Origin of the sequence: Ferviditalea candida, from assembly GCF_035282765.1 — a bacterium.
Classification (GTDB): Bacteria; Bacillota; Bacilli; order Paenibacillales; family KCTC-25726; genus Ferviditalea; species Ferviditalea candida.
This window is the reverse complement of sequence record NZ_JAYJLD010000019.1, coordinates 49,175-69,810: the sequence shown is the minus strand read 5'-3', so window position 1 is coordinate 69,810 and position 20,636 is coordinate 49,175. Positions and strand designations below refer to the sequence as shown.

Sequence of the window (20,636 nt, the reverse complement as noted above, 5' to 3'; positions counted from 1 at the left end):
GATCAGCGGCGACCAGACGATCAATTTTGGCAACCTGCAGACCGATCAACTGGAATTCCCGGTGACGATCCGCATCTATGAAGCGATCGACACCCCGAGTGGCCAAGCCAAACGGCTGGTAAAAACGCTCAAGCAATAATCTGGGCTCGCGATGCCTAAAGGGCATCAAAACAAAGCAAAGGGTCTTTCCCATTCGTCTGATGATGAAGGGGAGAGACCCTTTATTGAATAAACGAAAGCAAGATTAAGTCGTCAGGGAGGAGGAAATCATGTATAATATATTTATATTTATGCTTGATAATGAATGAATGCTCATTTAAATTTTAAACAAATTGGGGGGAAACCAATGAATGTAGTTGATCATCTGGCGAAGATATCGTCGGAAAATCCGCAGAAAGCCGCATATATCTTCAATGGAATGTCCAGAACCTACGAACAATTCAACGGTGCGGTTACCAGCTTTGCCGCACATCTCAGTGAAATGGGCGTACAAAAAGGGGATCACGTCGCTTTGCTCCTCGGCAACTGTCCGGAATTTGTCATCGGGCTTTACGGGGCGCTGCGCGCGGGAGCTACAGTCATTCCGATCAATCCGGCTTTCACCGGGGATGAGATCGGCTATATACTCAACAATGGCGATGTGAAGACCGTGATTGCTTTGGATTCGCTGGCTCCGCTTGTTGAAAAGCTGCTTCCTTCCCTGCCGCGAATCCAGCATGTCGTTATTACCGATACCCGAGAAGTCTCCTACGAATTAAACAACCCATTTTTGAAAACGTTTACAAGCATGCTTGATGATATTTCGGATATTCCGGAATTTCCGAACATTGATGAGGAAGATGTGGCCGTTATTCTTTACACATCGGGAACCACCGGGAAACCCAAAGGGGCAATGCTGACTCACAAAAATATATACAGCAATGCGAAAGATACTGCAAATTACTTGAGAATGACCAATGAAGACCGGACGATTGCGACACTGCCCATGTTTCATGTTTTTTGTTTGACTGTCGCGCTGAACGCTCCCTTGATTAACGGCGGAACGATTATCATTGTGCCGAAATTCAGCCCGGGTGAAATTTTCCGTTTGGTTCGCGAATATGAAGCGACCATCTTTGCAGGCGTCCCGACGATGTATAATTTTCTGTATCAATTTCCTGAGGGAAGTCCGGAGCATCTCGCTTCACTCCGGCTCTGCGTTTCGGGTGGCGCCTCGCTTCCGTTGGCATTGCTGGAAAACTTCGAAAACAAGTTTAACGTTGTCATTTCCGAAGGGTACGGACTTTCGGAGGCTTCACCCGTTACCTGCTTCAATCCGCTGGATCGTCCGCGTAAACCGGGATCCATCGGCAAAAGCATTCTGAACGTGGACAACAAAGTTGTCAATGAATTGGGAGAAGAGCTTCCGCCCGGCGAAATCGGCGAATTGATCGTCAGGGGACCCAATGTCATGAAAGGCTATTACAATATGCCGGGGAATACCGCTGCGGCGATTCGCAACGGATGGCTGCATACCGGGGATTTGGCGAAAATGGACGAAGAAGGCTATTTCTATATTGTGGATCGGAAAAAGGACTTGATTATCGTAGGGGGCTACAATGTATATCCCCGAGAAATCGAAGAGGTGCTGTATAATCATCCCGGCGTGATTGAAGCCGCAGTCGTCGGAATTCCCGATTCGGATTATGGCGAAGCCGTCGCTTGTTTCATTGTAGCTAAGAATCAAGCATTGACGGAAGCTGGAATCAAGTCCTATTGCGGTGCACACCTGGCCAAATATAAATTGCCGAAGATCATACACTTTATAGATGAACTGCCCAAAAATTCGTCCGGAAAAATACTGCGAAGAGCATTGCGCGAACAATTGTTGGAGGCGTAGAGATGTCCGCTAGAAAAATCCCGCAAGGCATATGCCTAGCGGGATTTTTTTAAAAAAATATATTTGTTCTGCATGCAAGAAAATTGCTATTTTATTTTTTTTGCGCTATTTACTATCATATTATAGTTATACATCTTGATTTTAGGTGAGGGAAGTCGATCTGCTTGGATTTCTTATTGTTGCTTGAAACGATTTTGAAGATGGCCATTTTGATCGGAATCGGTTTTATCATCGCGGTGAAAACTCCGCTGAGCCAAGATATCCGGAAGTTTCTGATCATGTTGATTATTAATGTCGTTGTGCCCGCCCTGATTCTTCACGCTTTTTTACAATTGTCCATCGACAATCAACTGCTGATGCAAATTTTAATGACATTTGTGTTTTCCGTCCTCTTTAATTTGATTTCCCTGTTTGCGGCTTTAGGGATTGCCAAAGCATTCTTCAAACAGACCGTCAAAGCAAGAGAAACCGCCTTTCTTTCCGCATTGGGCAACACTGCGCTGATCGGCATCCCCTTATGCGCAACCCTGTTTGGACCGAAGGGAGCGATTCTTGCCGCCGTCTTTGATGCGGGCATGGCTTTGATTCTCTGGTCTTTGGGAGTGATGCTGATCCAGCAAAAGGGAAGCATCGGTTTTAGAACGTTCAAATCCATGTTCAATATGCCTTTATTAGCAATCTTGATCGGCTTCCTTATGGCTTTTTTGAAAATCAGCCCTCCGCACTTCGTCAAGGATGTTGCGGATACGGTGGGCTATGCAGCAACGCCTCTGGCCATGTTCTATATCGGCATGCTGATCATGTCGATCGTTAAACAAAAAAGAAAGATTTCTCCATCAAGGCTTGCGCTGCCGATTGCGCTCAAATTGGTCGTATTTCCGATAGCGTCGTACCTTTTTTTGATGCACCTTTCGTTGAATGAGACGATAGAGAATATCCTTCTGATTCAGGTGACCATGCCCACTTTATCCACCGCTCCGATTGTCATGGCCATGAATCATGCCGATGACGAGTTAGGGGCAGTGACGGCTCTGAGCTCAACCGTGCTTTCGCTCGTCAGTATTCCGATGCTCGTATATATCGGCAAAATATTAATTTTTTAGCCAAACACAAGCGGGGTGCGCACATGCAAATTGAACTGTTTTATCAGTTAATCGCAGAACATACCTCCGATCTGATCAGCATCATGGATTTAAATGGGATCATTCAAAACGCCACACCTTCGCATCAATGCGTCTTGGGCATCGAATTCGAATCCTTCGAGCAAACTTGTGTTTTCGATTATATCCATCCGGACGATTTGCCCATTGTGAAGGATGCTTTTCAGCTGCTCGTTGAGACCCGTCAACCCATCATCTTGCAGATTCGATATCGGCATGCGAACGGAAGCTATCTCCAGTTAAAATGCCGATTAAAACCTTTATTGACCGAAGATAACGGAGACGCCCTCATCTTGGCAATTTGCCGCGACATTACGAAACGTGCAATGATGGAAAACGCCTTGATGGAAACCGAATCCAAATATCGCAGTCTGGTGGAAGAGTCGTTGGTCGGGGTTTATATTACCCAAAATTGGATTCTTCAATATGTGAATCCGTGTTTCGCCCGCATATATGGTTATGAGGTTGATGAAATGATCGGAACAGAAGTTTTGAGCTATATTGTTCCGGAACAACGGGAATTTGTAGCCGATATTATTCGTAAAAGGTTAGATAATAACTCGACTCCGCCCTACCAGATGCAAATCATCAAAAAAGATGGCAGCATCGCCCATCTGGAAGTCCATGGAGCCCTGACCGTTTATAATGGAAAACCGGCTACAACAGGCACCGTTGTGGACATTACGGACCGGATTAAATCCGAGCAAGCTGTTCGAAGATCGGAAAAACTTGCAGTCGTCGGAGAATTGGCTGCCGGAATCGGTCATGAAATCAGAAATCCTTTAACAGCCATCAAAGGTTTTCTGCAATTAATGGATTTAGAAAAACTAAAAAATATGGAGTACCGGAATTTCATTTTAACGGAAATCGACCGAGTCAATCTAATCGTTAATGAATTTATGATGTTGGCCAAACCGCAAGTGAGAAAATATGAAGAACATGCTTTGGCAACGATTCTGAATGAAGTGGTTACTTTATTAAGCTCTCAGGCTGCTTTGGTGAATGTAGAAATTGTGACCCGATTTGAATCGGACGGGGTCATGATTTGCGATAAGAATCTGTTCAAGCAGGTTTTTGTCAATCTGATTAAAAATGCGATCGAGTCCATGCCGAAGGGCGGCAGGGTGGTTGTTCAACTGGAATGCTTGAATCAAACACATGTCATCAGAGTCACGGACGAAGGCTGCGGAATACCGGAATCCAGAATTCACAGACTTGGAGAGCACTTTTATTCAACCAAGGAAAAGGGTACGGGATTGGGGCTGATGACAAGCTTTAAAATCATCCAGGAGCATAACGGCGAGGTGCGGATCGAAAGTGCGTTGGATAGGGGAACAACAGTGGAAATAATTTTGCCGAAAAAATTGTTTTAAAAAGCCAGTTTTTTTATTCAAAAGTTGCTTATCGGGCCAAAATCTTATCGATTTTGGCTCTCATCGCTGAAATCACCGTTTTTTTGTAGCGAATCCCAAGAATCAGCACACTGAATTGCTGGCTGCGGGATAAATGCGCAAAACGAGGCTCCTGCTTTAAAAAGCTTCGGATAACCGCCCAGCTTGCGGGAGATATGCTGTCGGGATTCATATGGGGGACATCAAGCGGAATTCGTTTGCTGCGGAAACGGTGAAACAGTGAGTGGACCGCTGCAGCGGTTCTGCTTTGATCGACAATGCAGGGCGCATATTTTTTGTTGGTATGTTTGATCAGGTGCTCATATCGGTTATGTCCGCTCAAAATGATAAAATTGCCGTCTTTTTTGTTTTTTCGAACAATCAGCAGGTGCATGCAATCCGTCAAAAAACGTTGAAGCTGTTTCATGCGCTGTGTCATGTTGGCCGGAATATCGGGTTTGATTTTGCTCAGAGGTATATACTGCACCATATATCTCATATACATCCCCTCCTTCTTGAAGTATATTAGCAGCGAACGTTGTCTTATCCTATAAATTTGCTGCGTTCCGCTTTAAATATTTGCTTTTTAAAGAAGGCCAATCGATAATGACGATTTCATTGCGGGAAATCTGCAAAATTTGTTCCTTGCGGAGTTGATTCAGCAAACGGCTGACGGTTTCTCTGGAGGTGCCGATGACGCTGGCCAATTCCTGATGGGTGACCGGAAGCTCGATTTGCCGGGTGTTCCCGTTCGCCTTGATTTGTTTTTCCGCCAAATGGTTCAAGATGGAGAACAAGCGCTGTTCAACATCACATCCCGTCAGCTCCTGAATTCTTGTCTGAAGCTCTTGAATTTTGGCGCCCATGACGCGCATCATTTTGACGGACATCTCCGGATGCTGAAGGATCATGCGCTCAAAGGAAGAGATCGGTACGGCAAACAAATGCGAATCGGTCACTGCCGTCGCGGTAGCCGGGTACGGTTCATTATTAAAAAATCCGGTATGCGGGAACATCTCGCCGGATTTCAGGAACGAAACAATCTGTTCATTGCCGTTTGCATCCGTTTTAAAGGTTTTGACCAAGCCTTCACGAATGAAGTATACCGCTTGTCTTTCGCTTCCTTCGGTAAAAATCACCGATTTCTTCGGGACAAAGCGGGGAACCGTTATTTGATGAACATAGTCCAGCTCCGGTGGAGTCAGGTCGCGGAATAAAGGGAATTGTCCAATAAGATGATCGCTCTGCTGTTCCATAAAAATCCCCTCCCGTCTGAAGTTTTTAATACGTTCATCATAGTATACTCTTACTGCCGCAGCAAGCGATATCGTTTAGGTTCCGTGATGCAAATCACATTGCGGCCAGTAAAAGCATGGTTTAATAGTTGAAGCGAACAATCTCCAAGGGAGTGGGATTATCCATTATGGAGAGACAGACTGAAAGAACGATATACGAAGTGATGGGCGGGGAGGAAATGATCCGATCAATCGTTGAAACATTTTATCCGAAGGTCATCAAGGATCCGGTAATCGGGCCGCTGTTTCCGGAAGATATTCATCCGGTGAAGGAAAAACAGTTCCTTTTTTTGACGCAATTTTTCGGCGGGCCTCCGCTGTATACCGTTTCCTACGGCCATCCGATGATGCGCGCCCGCCATCTGCAGGTGCCCATCGGGATGAAAGAGGCGGAAGCTTGGATCTCCTGTATGCGGCAAACCCTGGAAGAAATCGGAATGGAGCCGGCGCTTCGTGATTTCATATTGGAGAGGCTGAAAGGACCGGCTTTTCATTTTATTAATAAGGATGAAGCATGAACGCTTTGGAACAAGACCCCGCTAAATTATTCCATTAACGGGGGTTTCCGGTCAGCCCAAGGCTGTGCTTCTTCGAAGGCCGCCGCCGCTTTGAATATGTCTGTCTCGCGATTTGTTGCGCCCACGATTTGCAAGCCTACCGGCAAGTTGTCTTTGGTAAATCCGCAAGGGACGGAAGCGGCAGGATTGCCTGTCAAATTAAACGGATATGTATAGTAAACCCAAGAAACAATATTACGGTCATGCAGTTCTGCCGGTATATTCTGACCTGCCTTAAAGGCCGGTACCGGAAGAGTAGGGGTAAGAAGCAAGTCGTAGTTTTCGAAGAATTTGCGGACCTTTTCCCGGAACGCATAGCGAGCGAATACTTTCTCGTAGTATTCGTTCATTGACATACCCAAAGCTTGATCCAAAATTTCGGCGACAGCGGGATCGAGGAGTTCCCGCGAGCTTCGCCCGACTGGGTCATCACCGATGGCATTTTGCACCAGATCGATCCTGCACTTGTCTTGCCGATTATACATGCTCCGGCTCTGCGGATCCGTTCGACAACAGGGGCGTCCTCAACGGCCGTATTGTGCTCCATCACGCGGGAGCCGAAGGTGGTTCGGACACCTCCAACATTGATCAGATCTTTGACGGAGACAGGTAATCCGTGAAGAGGTCCTGCCGCATCCCAGCGGCTAAGGCCTCGTCAGCGGCACGCGCTGCCTCCAATGCGATTTCAGGCGTCCGTGTGACAAACGCATTCAATGTCGGCTCCAGTTTAAAACAAAAGCCAGCCATTTCGGCTGGCCTTCAACGTTTACAACTATTTATCTCCCCGGTCTATGTGGAGTCGCGGCTTTTCCGTTTCACCGCGCTCATTGTTTATTTTCGTTTGCTGCTCTTCCGACGGCAATGAGACGAGCTTCCATTCCGTATCTCCCAACATGACATCGCTAGGAAAGGAATCGCCTCGTTTCAACAGTTCCTCTCGCCCCCATTCCGTCGCATACACGCCGTCGGTTTCCACTTTTTCGCCCGATGCCGGGTTCATATTTTTATTTTCAGCCATCCTGCGCTCAACTCCTCATCATTTGGATGCAACAGCCAATTTATTTTGCCCTTGACGAAAGTGAAATATGAGCTGCCGATTTGCGGAAATTTGACAGGTTTTTGATGAATGAGATTGATTATAAGCGCCGGATGTTCTAGACTATATTCATTGAAATTCGTCTTGGCCAATAATTTCATTGGAGTGATCAGCATTGAGCAACCCCTTTAAACCGAGTCAAAGACTGCTGCTGGGTCCGGGTCCCAGTGAAGTATATCCGACAGTATTGGAGCAGATGAGCAAGCCGCTGCTGGGTCATCTGGATCCGGAATTTCTCAAACTGATGGATGAGCTGAAACTGATGCTCCAGCAAGTATTTGAAACCGGGAACCCGCTGACTTTGGCGATGCCGGGTACGGGAAGCGCCGGGATGGAGACGGTTTTTGTCAATTTAATCGAACCGGGCGACAAAGTCATCATTTGCGTGAACGGAGTGTTCGGCGGAAGAATGGCGGATGTGGCCGAACGTGCGGGTGCCGAGGTGATCAGCCTGCAGCAGACTTGGGGAGACGTGTTTGCTCCGGAACAGATTGAAGAAGCCTTGAAGAAGCATCCCGATGCAAGCATGGTCGCGTTGGTTCACGCGGAAACATCGACCGGAGCATGGCAGCCCTTGCAGGAAATCGCCGACCTGGTGCATCGGCATGACAAGCTGTTTGTGGTCGATACCGTCACTTCCTTTGGAGGGGTGCGTGTTGCTGTTGATCAGATCGGTATTGACGCGGCCTACAGCGGGACTCAAAAATGCTTAAGCGCGCCTCCGGGCTTGGCTCCGGTAACGTTTGGCCAGCGGGCGTTAAATAAAATCGATCAACGCAAACACAAAGTGCAAAGCTGGTACTTGGATCTCACGATGATCCGCAATTACTGGGGAGAAGACCGTTTCTACCATCATACGGCACCGATCACGATGAATTATGCACTCCACGAAGCGCTGCGCATTCTGCTCGAGGAAGGCTTGGACAATTCGTTTCAACGCCATGCTCTGCACGGCAAAGCGCTGCAAACCGGTTTGCAGGCTATGAAGCTGAAGCTGGTGGTGGAAGAGAAGCATCGGCTGCCGATGCTGACGACGGTGTATGTACCCGATGGAATTGAGGATATGGCGATCCGCCAAAGCCTGCTGAACCGGCATCAAATTGAGATCGGCGGAGGGCTCGGTCCGTTCAAAGGAAAAGCCTGGCGAATCGGACTTATGGGGTACGGGTCCAGCAGGGAAAATGTGCTGCGCGTATTGGAGGCTCTGGAGAGCAGCCTGCTTGACCAAGGATTCTCCTTGAAACAAGGGGCAGCTGCAGAGGCGGCATTGCAAGTTTATCATGCGGCCGTAATTTGAAAACTGTGAATTGGTTTCACCCCGACTCCGCAGGAGTCGGGGTGTTTGGCGTCTCATGGTCTGTCGGCTCGTAAGCAATGAGAATGGCGTCTAATTCATCCTCAAGTTTTTGCAGTTTCTTTAATTGTTCGGAATTGAGCGCAGCGGTTACGTACCGGTCTTCGTTTTGTCCGTTTGGAGTCGCCATTGTCAGCCATCCTTTCGTAAGTTATTTGTATGTAGGGTTTAGGATTTCCAGGATTCGCCCAAACATACGAAACATTCAGGCTGAATCGTTTCTTAGCAGATACCCCGTTCCCCAAATGGTGGAGATCATTGTTGACGCCTCAGTGGAAGCCCCGTTTAGTTTCTCCCGCAATTTTTTGATATGCGTATCGACCGTTCGCGAGTCCTTGATATCAGCGTATTCCCAAACATGCTTCAACAGATCGTGCCTGGAGAAGACTCTATTGGGATTTGAAGCCAGAAAATACAGCAAATCATATTCTGTTGGAGTTAAATAAACCTCTCTCCCATCAACAGTGACCCGATGCGCATCATGGTCGATGACGAGGTTCGGAAAGTGTATGCGGATTTGCGCACGGCATGCTGCCATCGGCAGGTGACGTGTGGTTTTGCAGCGTTTCAGCACGGCTTTCACGCGATATATCATTTCGCGGGGGCTGAACGGCTTGACGACATAGTCATCCGCGCCCGCTTGAAACCCGCGCAATCGGTCGTCCTCCTCACCTTGAGCGGTCAGCATAATGACAGGCGTGGATTTGATCCGCCGCAATTTTTCGCAAACGTCGATGCCGCTTAAATCCGGAAGCAGGGTATCAAGCACAATCATATCATAGTTGATTTGTTCGGCCTTGCTCAAAGCGGTTTTCCCGTCAGCGGCTTCATCGATCATGAAGTCTTCCTTTTCCAGGTGTTTTCGCAATAACCGGCGAAACCGCTCTTCGGCATCGACAATCAGGATGTTTGTTTGGATCGTTTGGACTTCATCCATACTCTTACCCTCTTTCTTAAATAATGAATAATGTTAGAAAAGTTAAATTGTGATTATTATATGTGATAATATAACAAATTAAAACACATTCTAACTTTAGTTTATGTGCAGATCATTCTATTTTTCAATATTTTTTTTATATTTCACATAATCCTAACAAAATGATTTGTGCGTTCCGCGTTTGTTATGATAATCTTTTTGTTAGAAAGCGTTATAATTTGTGATGGAACAACATAGCTATAAAATCGAAAGGAGTTGGTTGTGATGCTGCCGATGGAACGAAGAAACCGGATTATTGAGCTGATCCGTTCTGAAAAAAACATGAGGATTTCGGAGCTTAGCGATAAGCTCGGCGTTTCCGAAATGACCGTTCACCGGGATATCAAGCCATTGATCGAGGAAGGGCTGGTAACGAAAACATTCGGGGGGATTTCGCTGACCCGGGAGCAAGCGGAGCCCGGAATCAACCAGCAGGATTGCGTTTACTGCCATCGAACCGTTAATCAAAGGACGGCTTACCGCCTCATTCTCCAGAGCCACCGGATTGAAACAGCCTGCTGCGCGCACTGCGGTCTGCTTCGCCACCGCCAACTGGGGAAAGAGGTTCTGCAGGCGCTATGCTCGGATTTTTTGCTGCAGACGACGATAAGCGCGGCAACCGCATGGTTTGTCATGGACACTTCGTTGAATATGGGCTGTTGTCAGCCTCAGGTGCTCGCTTTTGAACACAAAACGAATGCCGAGAAATTCGCCCAAGGATTCGGAGGGAAAATCTATTCTTTTACCGAGGCGATGGAGGCGATATTTCAAAGAATGAACGGGGATCAACACGGCTGCTGCACGATGGAGCAGTAATCAGACAGGAAGGAATGTAGCAAGCAATGAAGAAAATTTTTGCAGTGCTGCTTTTGAGCTTGTTCAACTTGCTGTTCAGCGCATGCGCTTCTAACCAACCGGACAATAAAGAAGAAATTCCGCAAATTATTGATGTGAAAATCCATACGGAACCGGAGACGGGGATTGAGCCCGGCAAGCCGGTAACGATTGAGGCCTGGGTCACACAGGGTTCGGAATATGTCGACGACGCGGATGAAGTCGAGTTCGAGATTTGGAATAAAACACGGCCTGACGACAAGCATGAGTTAATCAAAGGGAAGCTCCAAGGAAAGGGAGTTTATTCGATCCAAAAAACCTTCGACGCCCCGGGAAGCTATTACGTGGTTTCGCATGTCACAGCGAGGGGTATGCATAACATGCCCAGAAAAGAGTTGACCGTAACTCAGAAATGAAGGGGGATTTCCTAGATGTCTCTGCCGGAGTTCATGAGCCAGTCGGGCGCATCTTGGAATCTGAAGCTCGCGGCTGTGCAGCTGCTTTTGTCAATCGGATATTTGCTGCTTGCCGCAATCGCGCGAAAACTCAGCGGCAATTTCATATCCGTCAGGCGCATGCTTTCCTTTCTTCTGGGAATGGGACTGTTTTATATAAGCTGGGGAAGTCCGCTGTATTTCCTTGCTCATGTGTTTTTCAGTCTGCATATGGTGCAGATGAGCCTGCTTTATTTCTTTGCTCCCCCGCTGTTGATTCTCGGATTTTCAGCCGAGATGCTTGAATGGCTGTGGAGATATGTGCCGTTTCATCGGGCGTGGCGTATGCTGGCACATCCGGCAGCGGTACTCGCGCTGTTTAACGGCTTGTTTATTCTTTATCATGTTCCGCCCGTGATGGATACGGTCATGACGAACGAAGGCTTGCATATCGGATACCACGTTATCCTGCAGATTGCCTCATTAAGCGTATGGTGGCCGGTCGTCAGTCCGGTATTGAGCGGGCGTTTGCAAAGCCGCGGCAGAAAGCGTTTTGTTCATGCAAACAGCATGATATTGATGCCGGCTTGCATTTTGCTGATGTTCCCTTTTGTGCACTATGATGTATTTACAAACTCGTATTTTCAATTAAAGGCCATCGGCCTGTGCTTCCCGCAAACGGTAAGCCTGGACAGCTTGCTGAAATTCCGGCCGTGGTCCCCGGCTATGGACCAAGGAATAGGGGGAGCGGCCATGATTATACTTCATAAATTTTCCTATATGGCGGCCGAGCGAATGGTTTTGACAGGAACAGAACAGACTCGCGGCCGAAGCTTGATGGAGGTTGTCTAATCTTGAAAAAAACGGCAGCAGGGCTCGTAGCCTCATTTCTATTATTCGGAATATTGACGGCCTGTTCAAGCGGCTCCCAAGCCGCATCCCAACCGAATGTCCTGGATGACACGCATTGGCAGGAGGCCGCGGACTTATACAAGCAGCATTGCATTTCCTGCCATGCTGCCGACATGAGCGGAATGGTCGGACCCAATCTCCAGCATATCGGATCAAGCCTGGACCGGACGAAAATTAGCGCTGTGATCGGGAATGGCAAGGGAGGCATGCCCGCTTTCCATAAAATTTTGAAACAGGATGAAATAGAGAAGTTGGCGGAGTGGCTGGCTTCCTTGAAATAATCGAAATCACGAAAGGATGAGGTGCTTGCATTTGAACAAACATCGTCTCTTCAACAAAGGAATCCTGGGTATGCTGCTTATCTTAATATCGTCGGCCATCCTTTCGGCCTGCAGCGGAAAGCCGCATGATCTGAATTGGCCTGTGGAGGACTTCGCATTTACCGATCAAAACGGTCAATCGTTCGGATTGGCCGACCTGAAGAATAAGGTTTGGATTTCCGATTTTGTTTATACGCACTGCACCTCGGTCTGTCCCCCGATGACCGCCAATATGACCAAGCTGCAGCAGAAATTGAAGGAAGCCGGGGTAAAAGCCGAGATTGTCTCGTTCAGCGTCGATCCGGGAACGGATACTCCGCAAGCGCTCAAGAGCTATGTCGGCAAATTCGGCGCAAATCAGGACAATTGGCATCTGCTCACCGGATATACCGATGAAAAAATCCAGGCATTTGCCCAAGTTACCTTTAAGACAGCCGTGCAGAAGGATACGGCATCGGACCAGGTCATTCACGGAACGAGCTTTTTCCTGATCGACCAGACGGCAACGATCGTGATGAAATATGACGGACTTAAGCCCGATTACGATAAAATCGTGAGCGATGTCAAGGCTTTGCAAAGATAAATAAACCTCTTTCGAGGCCAATTCAATGATGCAAATTTATAAGTTCTTATTTGGTAACGAAAAATTACCGGCTTCAATTTGGCTTTCGGTTCTGCCGCTTCTTTCTGACCGTTCCGATGATCAACAGCATGAGGGGAATGCCGATCATATTGACCGGAAGCACTACAGGGACCCAGTAATTGTTCAGATACAACGCAGTGCTTTCCGTAACATTCCGGGGGATAAGCGAAAGGATCGCCACGAGCGGAGCCGCAAACCAGATGATTGTTTTCCAGTTGCGGACATTCAGCCATTGGGCGGTACCATAGCAGGTAATAAAAAAGTAGACAGCCAGCTTGATGAATACGGCAGCCACCCAGAAAGTCATAACAAGGGCATCCAAATTTTCAATAAACCCGAACAGGGATATTCTTTTGGTCATTTCGAAAAAATCGTACCATGTAGTTGATGTAAGGTTGGGACCGAGGGTGAGGATGATCATGAGTATTGTGAGAAGCGTGAATATACTCGCGACGATAACGGCCCAAATGGCGGATTTGGCTCCTTTACGCGGGTCGTTAATCAAGGCGACCAGCATCGCGAACTCCACCGCGTGTCCAAGATAGGAGGCCGGGGGAAGCGCGCCTTTGCCGATGGCCGGCAGCCCGCTGTCCGCATAGACGGGCAGCAGGTTTGTCCAACGGATGTTGTTGACGCTGGCGAGCAAAACAAGCATGACCAATGCGAGGGTTATGGGGCCCAGCACCTCGCTGGTCCGCCCTATGCTCTCGATGCCGCCGGAATACGTAGCGTATATGATCAAGCTTACCATAACGAGGATGATGACGATTTTGGGAGTCCACGGCAGGCTCTGGGTTTGGAGCACATCGGTAAATTGCCTGAGAACGACCGGCATAATGGTATACCATTGAAGAAAGTACACGAGCATGATGATTTTGCCGGGCCATTTGCCCAGAATCGTCTGGCTGGTTTGAATCAGGCTCTGTTCCGGGTACAAAAGCCCCAGTCTGGTTGTGATCCAAGCGATGAATAATGCGATCGAATCGGCAAGGATAATCGACATCCAAGCATCCTGCCCAGCCGCCTGAATCGCGGGGGTCAGCGTCATCAATATGGTCATTCCCGTTTCCATAATGGTGATCATCCAGAAAATTTGATTGCCCGAAACTTTCACAATGAACCATCCTCAGTGTCTTATTTAAGAATATCCTTTTGCTTTAAATGGGCCGGCCCCTGGGTTCTTCCGATGCGTTCAATGTTCACGTCAACCTTTACAGCGACGGGAACATTCGGGTATAGATCCTGTTCCCATTGTTCTTTAATTTTTTTCCAGTAATAAGGGTGTTCTCTGTGAAGGACCTCTCCAAAACCCAATGCATCGGTTTTTAATTTTTGCTGCAGCTGCTGAATGGTTCTTCTCGATAATTGTTCGATATGTTCGGAAAACTTGTTCTCCACCAGTTTCAAATTCGAAACGCTTGAAAGGTCCAGATTCGAATCATTCTCCATCACTCGCCCCGATACTTTGAGATCGAAGGTAAACGAAGGTTTGCCCTTCTTTATATCAGCATGAATTTTTGCGCTTGGACGCAAAATTTGACAGGTGATGGTTCCTTTTTGAAACGCGGTCTTTTCTTTGACTTTAATCGTCATATCGTTATGCTTAGGTCCATTCGGCAGCCAGAACAAACTGTTGGCTTCTCGCTGCGCGAGGAAACCGGAAAGCTTGTTTTCCCGGTATACGGCGACTTCATCGATTCGAAAAAGCTTGCCTTCGCTCGTATTGTCAATCAAGCGCACTGCCCCGGTAATGGGCGACCGTCCATATGAAGCAATGGCATTCAAAAATTCGGGCAGCTTGATGGATAGGCTGAAACCTCCCAGCTGGTTTTTTTTGAGTCCGATCGCGGGAATTTGCTCATACAAAAAAGGCGTTTGCAGCAATTCCTTGGCAGTGGTTCCATGCGCGGTCAGAATGTAAGTGTTTGACCGGCTGTAGGGAGACCGCATAAATTCGTCCAGCACCTGTTCGATGCCATGCCGCGCATATTTTTCGCCGATCACCACGATTGAGCGGTGTCCGAGGAAGATTTTGCGCGGCAGCTGCTCCTGTATCTTTTGCAGAGCCGCTAAACCGTCCTTGCCTTTTTCTGTGATGGCCATCACCGTTTTTCCGACGCCTCCTTGCGTGGTGGCGATCCCCGCAGGGAGAGCGAACTGCAGGGTGACTTCAACTTGATTATTCTCCGCATAATCGAGGCCGCTGGCCATAACCAGCGCCTGGTCGTCGATTTCCACAAGATCCCAGCAGCCGGTCGACAGATTGAGAAAGCAGAACAGAAGGATGAGTTTGATCCATCTCATTTCATTATGTCCCCTTGCTCCGGCTTCGCTGACATGCCGCCGGCATTATCCGACTCCGATACAGCTCCGCTCCCGTTCGTTTTCGATTCGTTGAGTGCATTTGAACCGAGATTGTAATTCGGACGAGCGCGCATGGTCCACCAGGGAGCCCGGACCAGCACATCCCGCAATCCGGAGGGGTCGAACGGAGCGACCGGAGTTAAATAGGGGACGCCGAAAGAGCGGAGGTTCCCCATATGAATCAACATGGCGATCAAGGAGGCTCCAAGTCCGTAAAGTCCCAGCATACCCGAGAAAAACATCATTGGAAAGCGCAATAAGCGAAAGGTTAAGCTCATGTTCGTATTCGGAATAAGAAAAGAAGCGATCCCCGTCATAGAGACGATAATGACGATCGGCGCGGAGATGATTCCCGCTTGAACCGCTGCTTCTCCAATGACCAGCGCGCCCACGATGCTTACCGTCTGCCCGACCGGACGGGGCAGGCGAATCCCCGCTTCGCGGAGCGCCTCAAAGGTGATTTCCATAATGAACATTTCCATCCATGTGGGGAAAGGAACCAGCTCGCGCGACGAGGCAATGCTCAAAGCCAAGCTCGTTGGTATCATTTCCTGATGATAGGTCGATACGGCGATATAAAATGCGGGAAGAACCAGTGCGATAAAAGCAAACAAATATCTTAACCAGCGAAGCACCGAAGAAAAGATATAATTCGTATAGAAATCCTCCACGGTTTGAAATGCGGACCAGAACGTCATCGGCACAATCAGGACCATTGGAGTTCCTTGGATCATAATGGCCACCTTGCCTTCGATTAAGGATGCGGCTACGGAGTCCGGACGCTCCGTCATTTGCATGATCGGAAATGGGGAATACCGGGCGTCACGGATCATTTCTTCAATGTAACCGGACTCCAGGACGCTCTCCATCTCAATTTTCGAGATGCGATCCTTGACCTCACGGACGATCGCTTCAGGCGCTGTTTTTTCAAGATAAGAGATGATCACCTCTGTTTTGGTCATTGAGCCGACGGTGAATTTTTCCATCTTGAGCAGAGGCGACCGGATCCGCTGGCGGATTAATGACATATTCGTTTGGGGGTTCTCGATGAATCCGACGCGCGGACCGCGAATCAGAGATTCCGTGTTTGGTTCTTCCAGTCCGCGGTCTTTCGGGTTCTTGATACTGACGGCAAGGGATTGTGCGGAACCTTCGAGGAACAGCAGCGTATCCCCTTTGAGGATGTGCAGTACAGCCTCTTGAAGCGTTTCGATGACTTTGGTTGCCGCTATGGAAACGAATTCTTCCTGCAAGGTTTCGGCGATTTGAGCGGCTGAAACCGATTCAATAGGTCTTGGGACCATCAGCGTCCGCAGCAGCGCGTTATCCAGATGCTTGCCGTCAACCATTTCCTCGAAATAGGCGAGCAAGCAAGAAGCCGCGCCAAAAATTTTGATTTTCCTCATTTTCAGATCGGCGCATTTGGATAAGATAGATTCAAGCTCGTGCTGATTGGCGTCGATCGAGTCTTTCAGTGCACGGTCGGGAATATCTTCAATATGATTAGTTGCCGGACGCAGTTGTTTGGCGCGTTTGAATTTGTTTTTGTAAACCATTTTCCTTGCTCACCCTTTGCCGATGCTCTTCTAACATAATTTATCCAAAAATCGACAATTCATTCGCTGCCAACTTATTGAATAACTGCTTGAAACAGTGAAAAAATACTCAAGTATGAAAAATTTCACTGAAATTGTATGTATGGATATGCTGAGAAACAGGAACCGGATTCCATCCATACGACATTATTCAAACAAGGAGGAAAAAAATGAATACTTATGAAGAACAATCACCTTCCGCAACGGTACATTCACTGCCCAGAATAGGTTCACCGGCTCCCTCGTTCGAGGCTCCGACCACGCATGGAACGATACGTCTGGAGGATTATAAAGGCTCTTGGCTGGTGCTGTTTTCCCATCCCGCTGATTTCACTCCGGTGTGCACAACCGAATTTATGGCGTTTCAAGCCATATTTCCGAAATTGCGGGAGCTGAACACCGAGTTGCTGGGACTGAGTATCGACAGCGTCTATTCGCATATTGCTTGGGTCAGAAACATCGAAGAAAAAATGGGCGTTAAAATTGAGTTTCCGATCATCGCCGATCTCAACAAGGACGTGGCTCTCAAATATGGGATGATGATGCCGGCGGAGAGCAAGACTGAAACGGTCCGCACGGTATTTGTGATCGATGACAAGCAGATCATCCGTGCAATCATTTACTATCCGATGTCGGCCGGACGCAACATGGATGAAATTCTTCGTTTGATTCAATCGCTGCAAACCACGGATCATCACGGTGTGGCGACTCCGGCCAACTGGCGTCCGGGAGACAAGGTGATCGTGCCTCCGCCGGGCACTCAGGAAGGGGCAGCCGAACGAGTTAAAGAAAAGAATATAGAATGTATTGATTGGTACCTCTGCAAAAAAACATTGGAATAGGTGAACGGATATGGCTTGTGTGAATGCAAACGGACAGCTGACCGAATCGGCCAGAGCGCTGCTCGGTTCTATTGCAGATCAGGAAAAAACAGCGGAGCAAATTTCCAAGCAAATCCAGACACCGCTTTTCAAAATCCGGAGCAGCCTGCGCGAGATGCTGAGCATCGGACTTGTTGCAGAGCATGACGGAGCGTACATGGCGAACGAAAAGGCAAAGGAAATGCTGAATAAATAAAACAATGAAACGAATGGATTTGACCCGAAGCACCCTGCGCTCCGGGATTTTTGTTTCTTTTGACAATTTCCCATAATTGCTTGATAATTGCACGACAATCTTGGGCTATAATTTGAATTGTAAAAATAAAGAAATCGAAAGCGAGGAAAGAGGAATGAAGAATTGGAAAAAAATATGGATTCCCGCAACGTTGGCGTTGATGGTGGCGATTCCCGGCGCAGCTTTCGCGGCGTCGGACGCGAACAGCTCGACAGCAGCGCAGGACCAAGGACTAGCTCAAGGTCATCACTTTGCCGGGAAGTTCGGAAAGGGCAGGGGATTCCAAGGCCATCAGACGCAGCGAGGAGAGCAAGGACGGGGCGGAATGGACGTCAATCACCAAGAGTACATGCTTCTTTTGGCCGAAAAATATACCCCGGATCAATTGAATGATTGGAAAGTGGCCTTCAGCGAACAAAAATCGATCATGGATCAAATCAAAACGCTGAAGGACGCCAAAAAAGCGGAGTTCCAGCAGAACCGGCAACAGATGCAGCAGCAAATGCAGGATTTAAAGAAAAAAATCGATAGCGGAGAGATCACGAAAGAGCAGGCGATGGAGCAGATGAAGCAGTCGAGAGATGCCGGAAAAGCGGGCCTGAATGACTCGAAAGCAAGCATGAAGGATCAAATGCAGGCGGACAAAGCTTTGCATGATCAGTTTAACCAAGCCATCCAAACGCTGCTCGATTCCAATAATACCGATGCCGTCAAGACGGTGCTTCCGAAAATGCTGGACCACCTAAAACAGCAGAATCAAAAACTGACAGAGCAGTTAAATCAACTGAAGCAATAACGGATTGAAGCTTCCCGAAAAGAGCGTATTGCATCCCAACGCTCTTTTTTTTATCTTTATTACATAATGCATTTTCGCCAGGGAGTGGACAAGGTGACATTTCAGATCTATTTGGTTGAAGATGAATTCAATTTAAACCAGGTGCTCACTTCTTATTTGCAAAAGGAAGGCTGGCAGGTTCGTTCGTTTCTGACGGGAGAAGAAGCGCGGGCGGCGATTGCGGATCCGCCGCATTTGTGGATTTTGGATATCATGCTTCCGGATATTGACGGGTTTCAGCTGATTCGCGAGATCAAGGCGCATTCGCCGCAGATTCCGGTTGTTTTTATTTCTGCCAGAGACGCGGATCTCGACCGCATTATCGGCTTGGAGATGGGTAGCGATGATTATCTGGCCAAGCCTTTTCTGCCGCGGGAGCTAGTGATCCGAACCCGGAAGCTGTTGAAACGGATTTATGAGGAACGGACGAATGGGACAGAATCCGAGAGGTTCAATTTATTGCCGTATGCGCTGGATGAGAAAAAACGAACCGTATATGAATCGGAGCGAATGATCGAACTGACCTCCAAGGAGTTCGACATCCTGCTTTTATTCGCGAGGAACCAAGGACAAGCATTTTCCAGGGAACATGATCATTCTTTTTGTGCCTACCACATTGAGAGTTTTTTTTACCAATCAAATCTATTTGACCATTGAAGACGCGCAGCGCGCCTTTATTTCCAGAGGGTTGAACGCGCCGATGCAGGATCCGGTCGAAAGAGGTCAGGAACGTCAAAATATCCGAACCGTGGAGCACATGATCATTTTGCAGAATGGGAGAATATTTCCGAGGAACGATTTGCCCCCGCAATTCATCCAGACGGTTCAGAACCAGGCGTTCAGCCAGCAAGCGGATACACAGCAATATGTCAGTCGTATCAGAGATGAAAGCCTTTTTTATGTGATCAGCAAAGTCGACGTGCGCGGCCAGCAAGCTTATTTGTTTTCGTACATGTGGGATACCTATCAGAAGCAGCTGGTTCAGGAGCTGTACAAAAAAATGCTATCCTTGCTGTTGATTATTTTATTCATCAGCTGGATTCCTTCATTCTGGCTGATTCGCTCCGTATCCAAGCCGATCGTGCAAATCGGCAAACGCGTAAAGCGCATTGCCAACCGGGATTGGCATGAGCCTGTCGTTACCGACCGAACGGATGAAATCGGACAGTTGGTTTCTTCGATCGAATGGATGAGGGAGAAGCTGGTTCAGCAGGATGAAGCGCAGCAAACCTTTTTGCAGCATATTTCGCATGAATTGAAAACCCCGGTGATGGTGATCCGCAGCTATGCCGAAGCGATTGGGGACGGCATTTTTCCGAAGGGCGATTTGCCGGGTTCGGTCAAGGTCATTGATGAGGAAGCGCAGCGATTGGAAAAAAGGATACATGATTTATTATATTTGACGAAATTGGATTATATGGATGAGCACGGATCCAAACGCGAGAAATTCCAGTGGCAAACGCTGATCGAACAAGCGGTCGAACGCTTGAAATGGCGAAGAAAAGAATTGGACTGGAAATTGAACCTGATTTACGCGGATATGCGGGGGGATCCGGAGCAGTGGAGCATCGCGCTGGAAAACGTGCTGGATAATCAAATACGCTATGCAGCGAAGGCTATTCGCATCTCAATGGAAATGCGGCAGACCGGCTCGGGAACAAAGCTGGAATTGCGCATATGGAACGATGGCCCGTCCATCCCTGAACAGGATCAGGATTCGCTGTTTCAGCCCTTCACGAAAGGCAAGAACGGGCAGTTCGGCTTAGGTCTGGCGATCGTCAAACGGATTGCCGATCTTCACCAATCGCAGGTTTCGATCCGCAATGAAAACGGGGGTGTCTCCTATTATTTCCTTATTCCGTTCAATCCTTGATC

The 20,636-nt window shown here is 48.1% G+C and carries 23 protein-coding genes and 2 pseudogenes; 15 read left to right on the top strand and 10 right to left on the bottom strand.

Features of this window, described 5'->3' with window-relative positions; all coding sequences use genetic code 11:
- The first annotated feature begins 346 nt into the window (after window positions 1–346).
- The 3 genes from VF724_RS13270 (at window position 347) to VF724_RS13260 (ending at window position 4,412) form a co-directional block, all read left to right on the top strand.
- Window positions 347–1,879 carry a fatty acid--CoA ligase family protein gene (locus VF724_RS13270; RefSeq protein ID WP_371754736.1) on the top strand — a complete coding sequence of 511 codons (1,533 nt, stop codon included), beginning with the start codon at window positions 347–349 and terminating at the stop codon, window positions 1,877–1,879.
- Window positions 1,880–2,043: 164 nt separating this feature from the next.
- Window positions 2,044–2,982 (top strand): AEC family transporter, encoded by a 939-nt coding sequence (locus VF724_RS13265; protein WP_371754735.1) that lies wholly within the window; start codon window positions 2,044–2,046, stop codon window positions 2,980–2,982.
- Between the two features lie 23 nt (window positions 2,983–3,005).
- Window positions 3,006–4,412 (top strand): PAS domain-containing sensor histidine kinase, encoded by a 1,407-nt coding sequence (locus tag VF724_RS13260; protein ID WP_371754734.1) that lies wholly within the window; start codon window positions 3,006–3,008, stop codon window positions 4,410–4,412.
- 28 nt (window positions 4,413–4,440) lie between these two features.
- Here VF724_RS13260 and VF724_RS13255 read toward each other — a convergent pair whose 3' ends face one another.
- Together VF724_RS13255 and VF724_RS13250 are read right to left on the bottom strand one after the other, a co-directional pair.
- Window positions 4,441–4,929, bottom strand: coding sequence for a ParB N-terminal domain-containing protein (locus VF724_RS13255; protein WP_371754733.1), 489 nt, complete (start codon window positions 4,927–4,929; stop codon window positions 4,441–4,443).
- 49 nt (window positions 4,930–4,978) lie between these two features.
- Entirely contained in the window at window positions 4,979–5,686 is a 708-nt protein-coding gene (locus VF724_RS13250; RefSeq protein ID WP_371754732.1) for a Crp/Fnr family transcriptional regulator, read from the bottom strand.
- 167 nt (window positions 5,687–5,853) lie between these two features.
- On the opposite strand from VF724_RS13250, the gene VF724_RS13245 reads away from it, so the two are divergent.
- Window positions 5,854–6,243 (top strand): globin domain-containing protein, encoded by a 390-nt coding sequence (locus VF724_RS13245; RefSeq protein WP_371754731.1) that lies wholly within the window; start codon window positions 5,854–5,856, stop codon window positions 6,241–6,243.
- 26 nt (window positions 6,244–6,269) lie between these two features.
- Here the strand turns inward: VF724_RS13245 and VF724_RS13240 are convergent, their stop codons facing one another.
- The 3 genes and pseudogenes from VF724_RS13240 to VF724_RS13230 form a co-directional block, all read right to left on the bottom strand.
- Window positions 6,270–6,767 (bottom strand): amidase family protein, encoded by a 498-nt coding sequence (locus VF724_RS13240; protein WP_371754730.1) that lies wholly within the window; start codon window positions 6,765–6,767, stop codon window positions 6,270–6,272.
- A 38-nt stretch (window positions 6,768–6,805) separates the two neighbouring features.
- Window positions 6,806–6,871 (bottom strand): annotated as a pseudogene (locus VF724_RS13235) (hypothetical protein); the annotation flags it as partial.
- 183 nt (window positions 6,872–7,054) lie between these two features.
- On the bottom strand, window positions 7,055–7,300 hold the full coding sequence (locus VF724_RS13230; RefSeq protein ID WP_371754729.1) for a hypothetical protein: 246 nt from the start codon (window positions 7,298–7,300) through the stop codon (window positions 7,055–7,057).
- A 193-nt stretch (window positions 7,301–7,493) separates the two neighbouring features.
- Here VF724_RS13230 and VF724_RS13225 point away from each other — a divergent pair, with 193 nt between their 5' ends.
- Window positions 7,494–8,675 carry a pyridoxal-phosphate-dependent aminotransferase family protein gene (locus tag VF724_RS13225; RefSeq protein ID WP_371754728.1) on the top strand — a complete coding sequence of 394 codons (1,182 nt, stop codon included), beginning with the start codon at window positions 7,494–7,496 and terminating at the stop codon, window positions 8,673–8,675.
- 16 nt (window positions 8,676–8,691) lie between these two features.
- Here the strand turns inward: VF724_RS13225 and VF724_RS13220 are convergent, their stop codons facing one another.
- On the bottom strand, window positions 8,692–8,862 hold the full coding sequence (locus VF724_RS13220) for a hypothetical protein (protein ID WP_371754727.1): 171 nt from the start codon (window positions 8,860–8,862) through the stop codon (window positions 8,692–8,694).
- 75 nt (window positions 8,863–8,937) lie between these two features.
- Entirely contained in the window at window positions 8,938–9,669 is a 732-nt protein-coding gene (locus VF724_RS13215; protein WP_371754726.1) for a response regulator, read from the bottom strand.
- Window positions 9,670–9,933: 264 nt separating this feature from the next.
- Here VF724_RS13215 and VF724_RS13210 point away from each other — a divergent pair, with 264 nt between their 5' ends.
- From VF724_RS13210 to VF724_RS13190, 5 genes are read left to right on the top strand one after another with little or no spacing between them, the layout of a single operon-like run.
- The gene (locus VF724_RS13210; RefSeq protein ID WP_371754725.1) at window positions 9,934–10,524 is read left to right on the top strand and encodes a DeoR family transcriptional regulator; all 591 of its coding nucleotides are present in this window, start codon (window positions 9,934–9,936) and stop codon (window positions 10,522–10,524) included.
- A 26-nt stretch (window positions 10,525–10,550) separates the two neighbouring features.
- Complete coding sequence (locus VF724_RS13205) at window positions 10,551–10,958, top strand: FixH family protein (protein WP_371754724.1); 408 nt, start codon at window positions 10,551–10,553, stop codon at window positions 10,956–10,958.
- A gap of 15 nt (window positions 10,959–10,973) precedes the next feature.
- The gene (locus VF724_RS13200; RefSeq protein WP_371754723.1) at window positions 10,974–11,828 is read left to right on the top strand and encodes a cytochrome c oxidase assembly protein; all 855 of its coding nucleotides are present in this window, start codon (window positions 10,974–10,976) and stop codon (window positions 11,826–11,828) included.
- Window positions 11,829–11,830: 2 nt separating this feature from the next.
- Window positions 11,831–12,169: a c-type cytochrome gene (locus VF724_RS13195; RefSeq protein WP_371754722.1), complete on the top strand. Its 339-nt coding sequence runs from the start codon at window positions 11,831–11,833 to the stop codon at window positions 12,167–12,169.
- A gap of 31 nt (window positions 12,170–12,200) precedes the next feature.
- Window positions 12,201–12,791 carry an SCO family protein gene (locus tag VF724_RS13190; RefSeq protein ID WP_371754721.1) on the top strand — a complete coding sequence of 197 codons (591 nt, stop codon included), beginning with the start codon at window positions 12,201–12,203 and terminating at the stop codon, window positions 12,789–12,791.
- 73 nt (window positions 12,792–12,864) lie between these two features.
- Here VF724_RS13190 and VF724_RS13185 read toward each other — a convergent pair whose 3' ends face one another.
- Genes VF724_RS13185 through VF724_RS13175 form a run of 3 tightly spaced genes read right to left on the bottom strand, consistent with a single transcriptional unit; the run spans window position 12,865 to window position 16,771 of the window.
- Window positions 12,865–13,965, bottom strand: a complete 1,101-nt coding sequence (locus tag VF724_RS13185) for a GerAB/ArcD/ProY family transporter (protein WP_371754720.1) — start codon at window positions 13,963–13,965, stop codon at window positions 12,865–12,867.
- Window positions 13,966–13,985: 20 nt separating this feature from the next.
- Window positions 13,986–15,155: a Ger(x)C family spore germination protein gene (locus VF724_RS13180; protein WP_371754719.1), complete on the bottom strand. Its 1,170-nt coding sequence runs from the start codon at window positions 15,153–15,155 to the stop codon at window positions 13,986–13,988.
- Window positions 15,152–16,771 (bottom strand): spore germination protein, encoded by a 1,620-nt coding sequence (locus VF724_RS13175; protein ID WP_371754718.1) that lies wholly within the window; start codon window positions 16,769–16,771, stop codon window positions 15,152–15,154. The genes VF724_RS13180 and VF724_RS13175 overlap by 4 nt, the downstream gene beginning before the upstream one ends.
- 209 nt (window positions 16,772–16,980) lie before the next feature.
- Between VF724_RS13175 and VF724_RS13170 the strand changes: the two genes are divergently transcribed.
- The 5 genes and pseudogenes from VF724_RS13170 to VF724_RS13150 all read left to right on the top strand — a co-directional run bounded on the left by VF724_RS13170 (window position 16,981) and on the right by VF724_RS13150 (window position 20,634).
- A complete protein-coding gene (locus VF724_RS13170) occupies window positions 16,981–17,652 on the top strand; it encodes a peroxiredoxin (RefSeq protein WP_371754717.1) in 672 nt (223 codons plus the stop codon).
- A 10-nt stretch (window positions 17,653–17,662) separates the two neighbouring features.
- Window positions 17,663–17,887: a hypothetical protein gene (locus VF724_RS13165; protein WP_371754716.1), complete on the top strand. Its 225-nt coding sequence runs from the start codon at window positions 17,663–17,665 to the stop codon at window positions 17,885–17,887.
- Window positions 17,888–18,041: 154 nt separating this feature from the next.
- Window positions 18,042–18,722 carry a hypothetical protein gene (locus VF724_RS13160; RefSeq protein WP_371754715.1) on the top strand — a complete coding sequence of 227 codons (681 nt, stop codon included), beginning with the start codon at window positions 18,042–18,044 and terminating at the stop codon, window positions 18,720–18,722.
- 93 nt (window positions 18,723–18,815) lie between these two features.
- Window positions 18,816–19,349: pseudogene (locus VF724_RS13155) on the top strand (response regulator transcription factor); the annotation flags it as partial.
- Window positions 19,350–19,377: 28 nt separating this feature from the next.
- Entirely contained in the window at window positions 19,378–20,634 is a 1,257-nt protein-coding gene (locus VF724_RS13150) for a sensor histidine kinase (RefSeq protein WP_371754714.1), read from the top strand.
- Window positions 20,635–20,636: the final 2 nt, after the last annotated feature.

Coding starts and splice junctions, on each gene's coding strand:
- VF724_RS13180 (WP_371754719.1), bottom strand. CDS start 15,155: ATGAGATGGATCAAACTCATCCTTCTGTTCTGCTTTCTCAATCTGTCG.
- VF724_RS13170 (WP_371754717.1), top strand. CDS start 16,981: ATGAATACTTATGAAGAACAATCACCTTCCGCAACGGTACATTCACTG.
- VF724_RS13205 (WP_371754724.1), top strand. CDS start 10,551: ATGAAGAAAATTTTTGCAGTGCTGCTTTTGAGCTTGTTCAACTTGCTG.
- VF724_RS13245 (WP_371754731.1), top strand. CDS start 5,854: ATGGAGAGACAGACTGAAAGAACGATATACGAAGTGATGGGCGGGGAG.
- VF724_RS13270 (WP_371754736.1), top strand. CDS start 347: ATGAATGTAGTTGATCATCTGGCGAAGATATCGTCGGAAAATCCGCAG.
- VF724_RS13165 (WP_371754716.1), top strand. CDS start 17,663: ATGGCTTGTGTGAATGCAAACGGACAGCTGACCGAATCGGCCAGAGCG.
- VF724_RS13260 (WP_371754734.1), top strand. CDS start 3,006: ATGCAAATTGAACTGTTTTATCAGTTAATCGCAGAACATACCTCCGAT.
- VF724_RS13255 (WP_371754733.1), bottom strand. CDS start 4,929: ATGAGATATATGGTGCAGTATATACCTCTGAGCAAAATCAAACCCGAT.
- VF724_RS13175 (WP_371754718.1), bottom strand. CDS start 16,771: ATGGTTTACAAAAACAAATTCAAACGCGCCAAACAACTGCGTCCGGCA.
- VF724_RS13215 (WP_371754726.1), bottom strand. CDS start 9,669: ATGGATGAAGTCCAAACGATCCAAACAAACATCCTGATTGTCGATGCC.
- VF724_RS13240 (WP_371754730.1), bottom strand. CDS start 6,767: ATGTATAATCGGCAAGACAAGTGCAGGATCGATCTGGTGCAAAATGCC.
- VF724_RS13200 (WP_371754723.1), top strand. CDS start 10,974: ATGTCTCTGCCGGAGTTCATGAGCCAGTCGGGCGCATCTTGGAATCTG.
- VF724_RS13210 (WP_371754725.1), top strand. CDS start 9,934: ATGCTGCCGATGGAACGAAGAAACCGGATTATTGAGCTGATCCGTTCT.
- VF724_RS13220 (WP_371754727.1), bottom strand. CDS start 8,862: ATGGCGACTCCAAACGGACAAAACGAAGACCGGTACGTAACCGCTGCG.
- VF724_RS13160 (WP_371754715.1), top strand. CDS start 18,042: ATGAAGAATTGGAAAAAAATATGGATTCCCGCAACGTTGGCGTTGATG.
- VF724_RS13230 (WP_371754729.1), bottom strand. CDS start 7,300: ATGGCTGAAAATAAAAATATGAACCCGGCATCGGGCGAAAAAGTGGAA.
- VF724_RS13250 (WP_371754732.1), bottom strand. CDS start 5,686: ATGGAACAGCAGAGCGATCATCTTATTGGACAATTCCCTTTATTCCGC.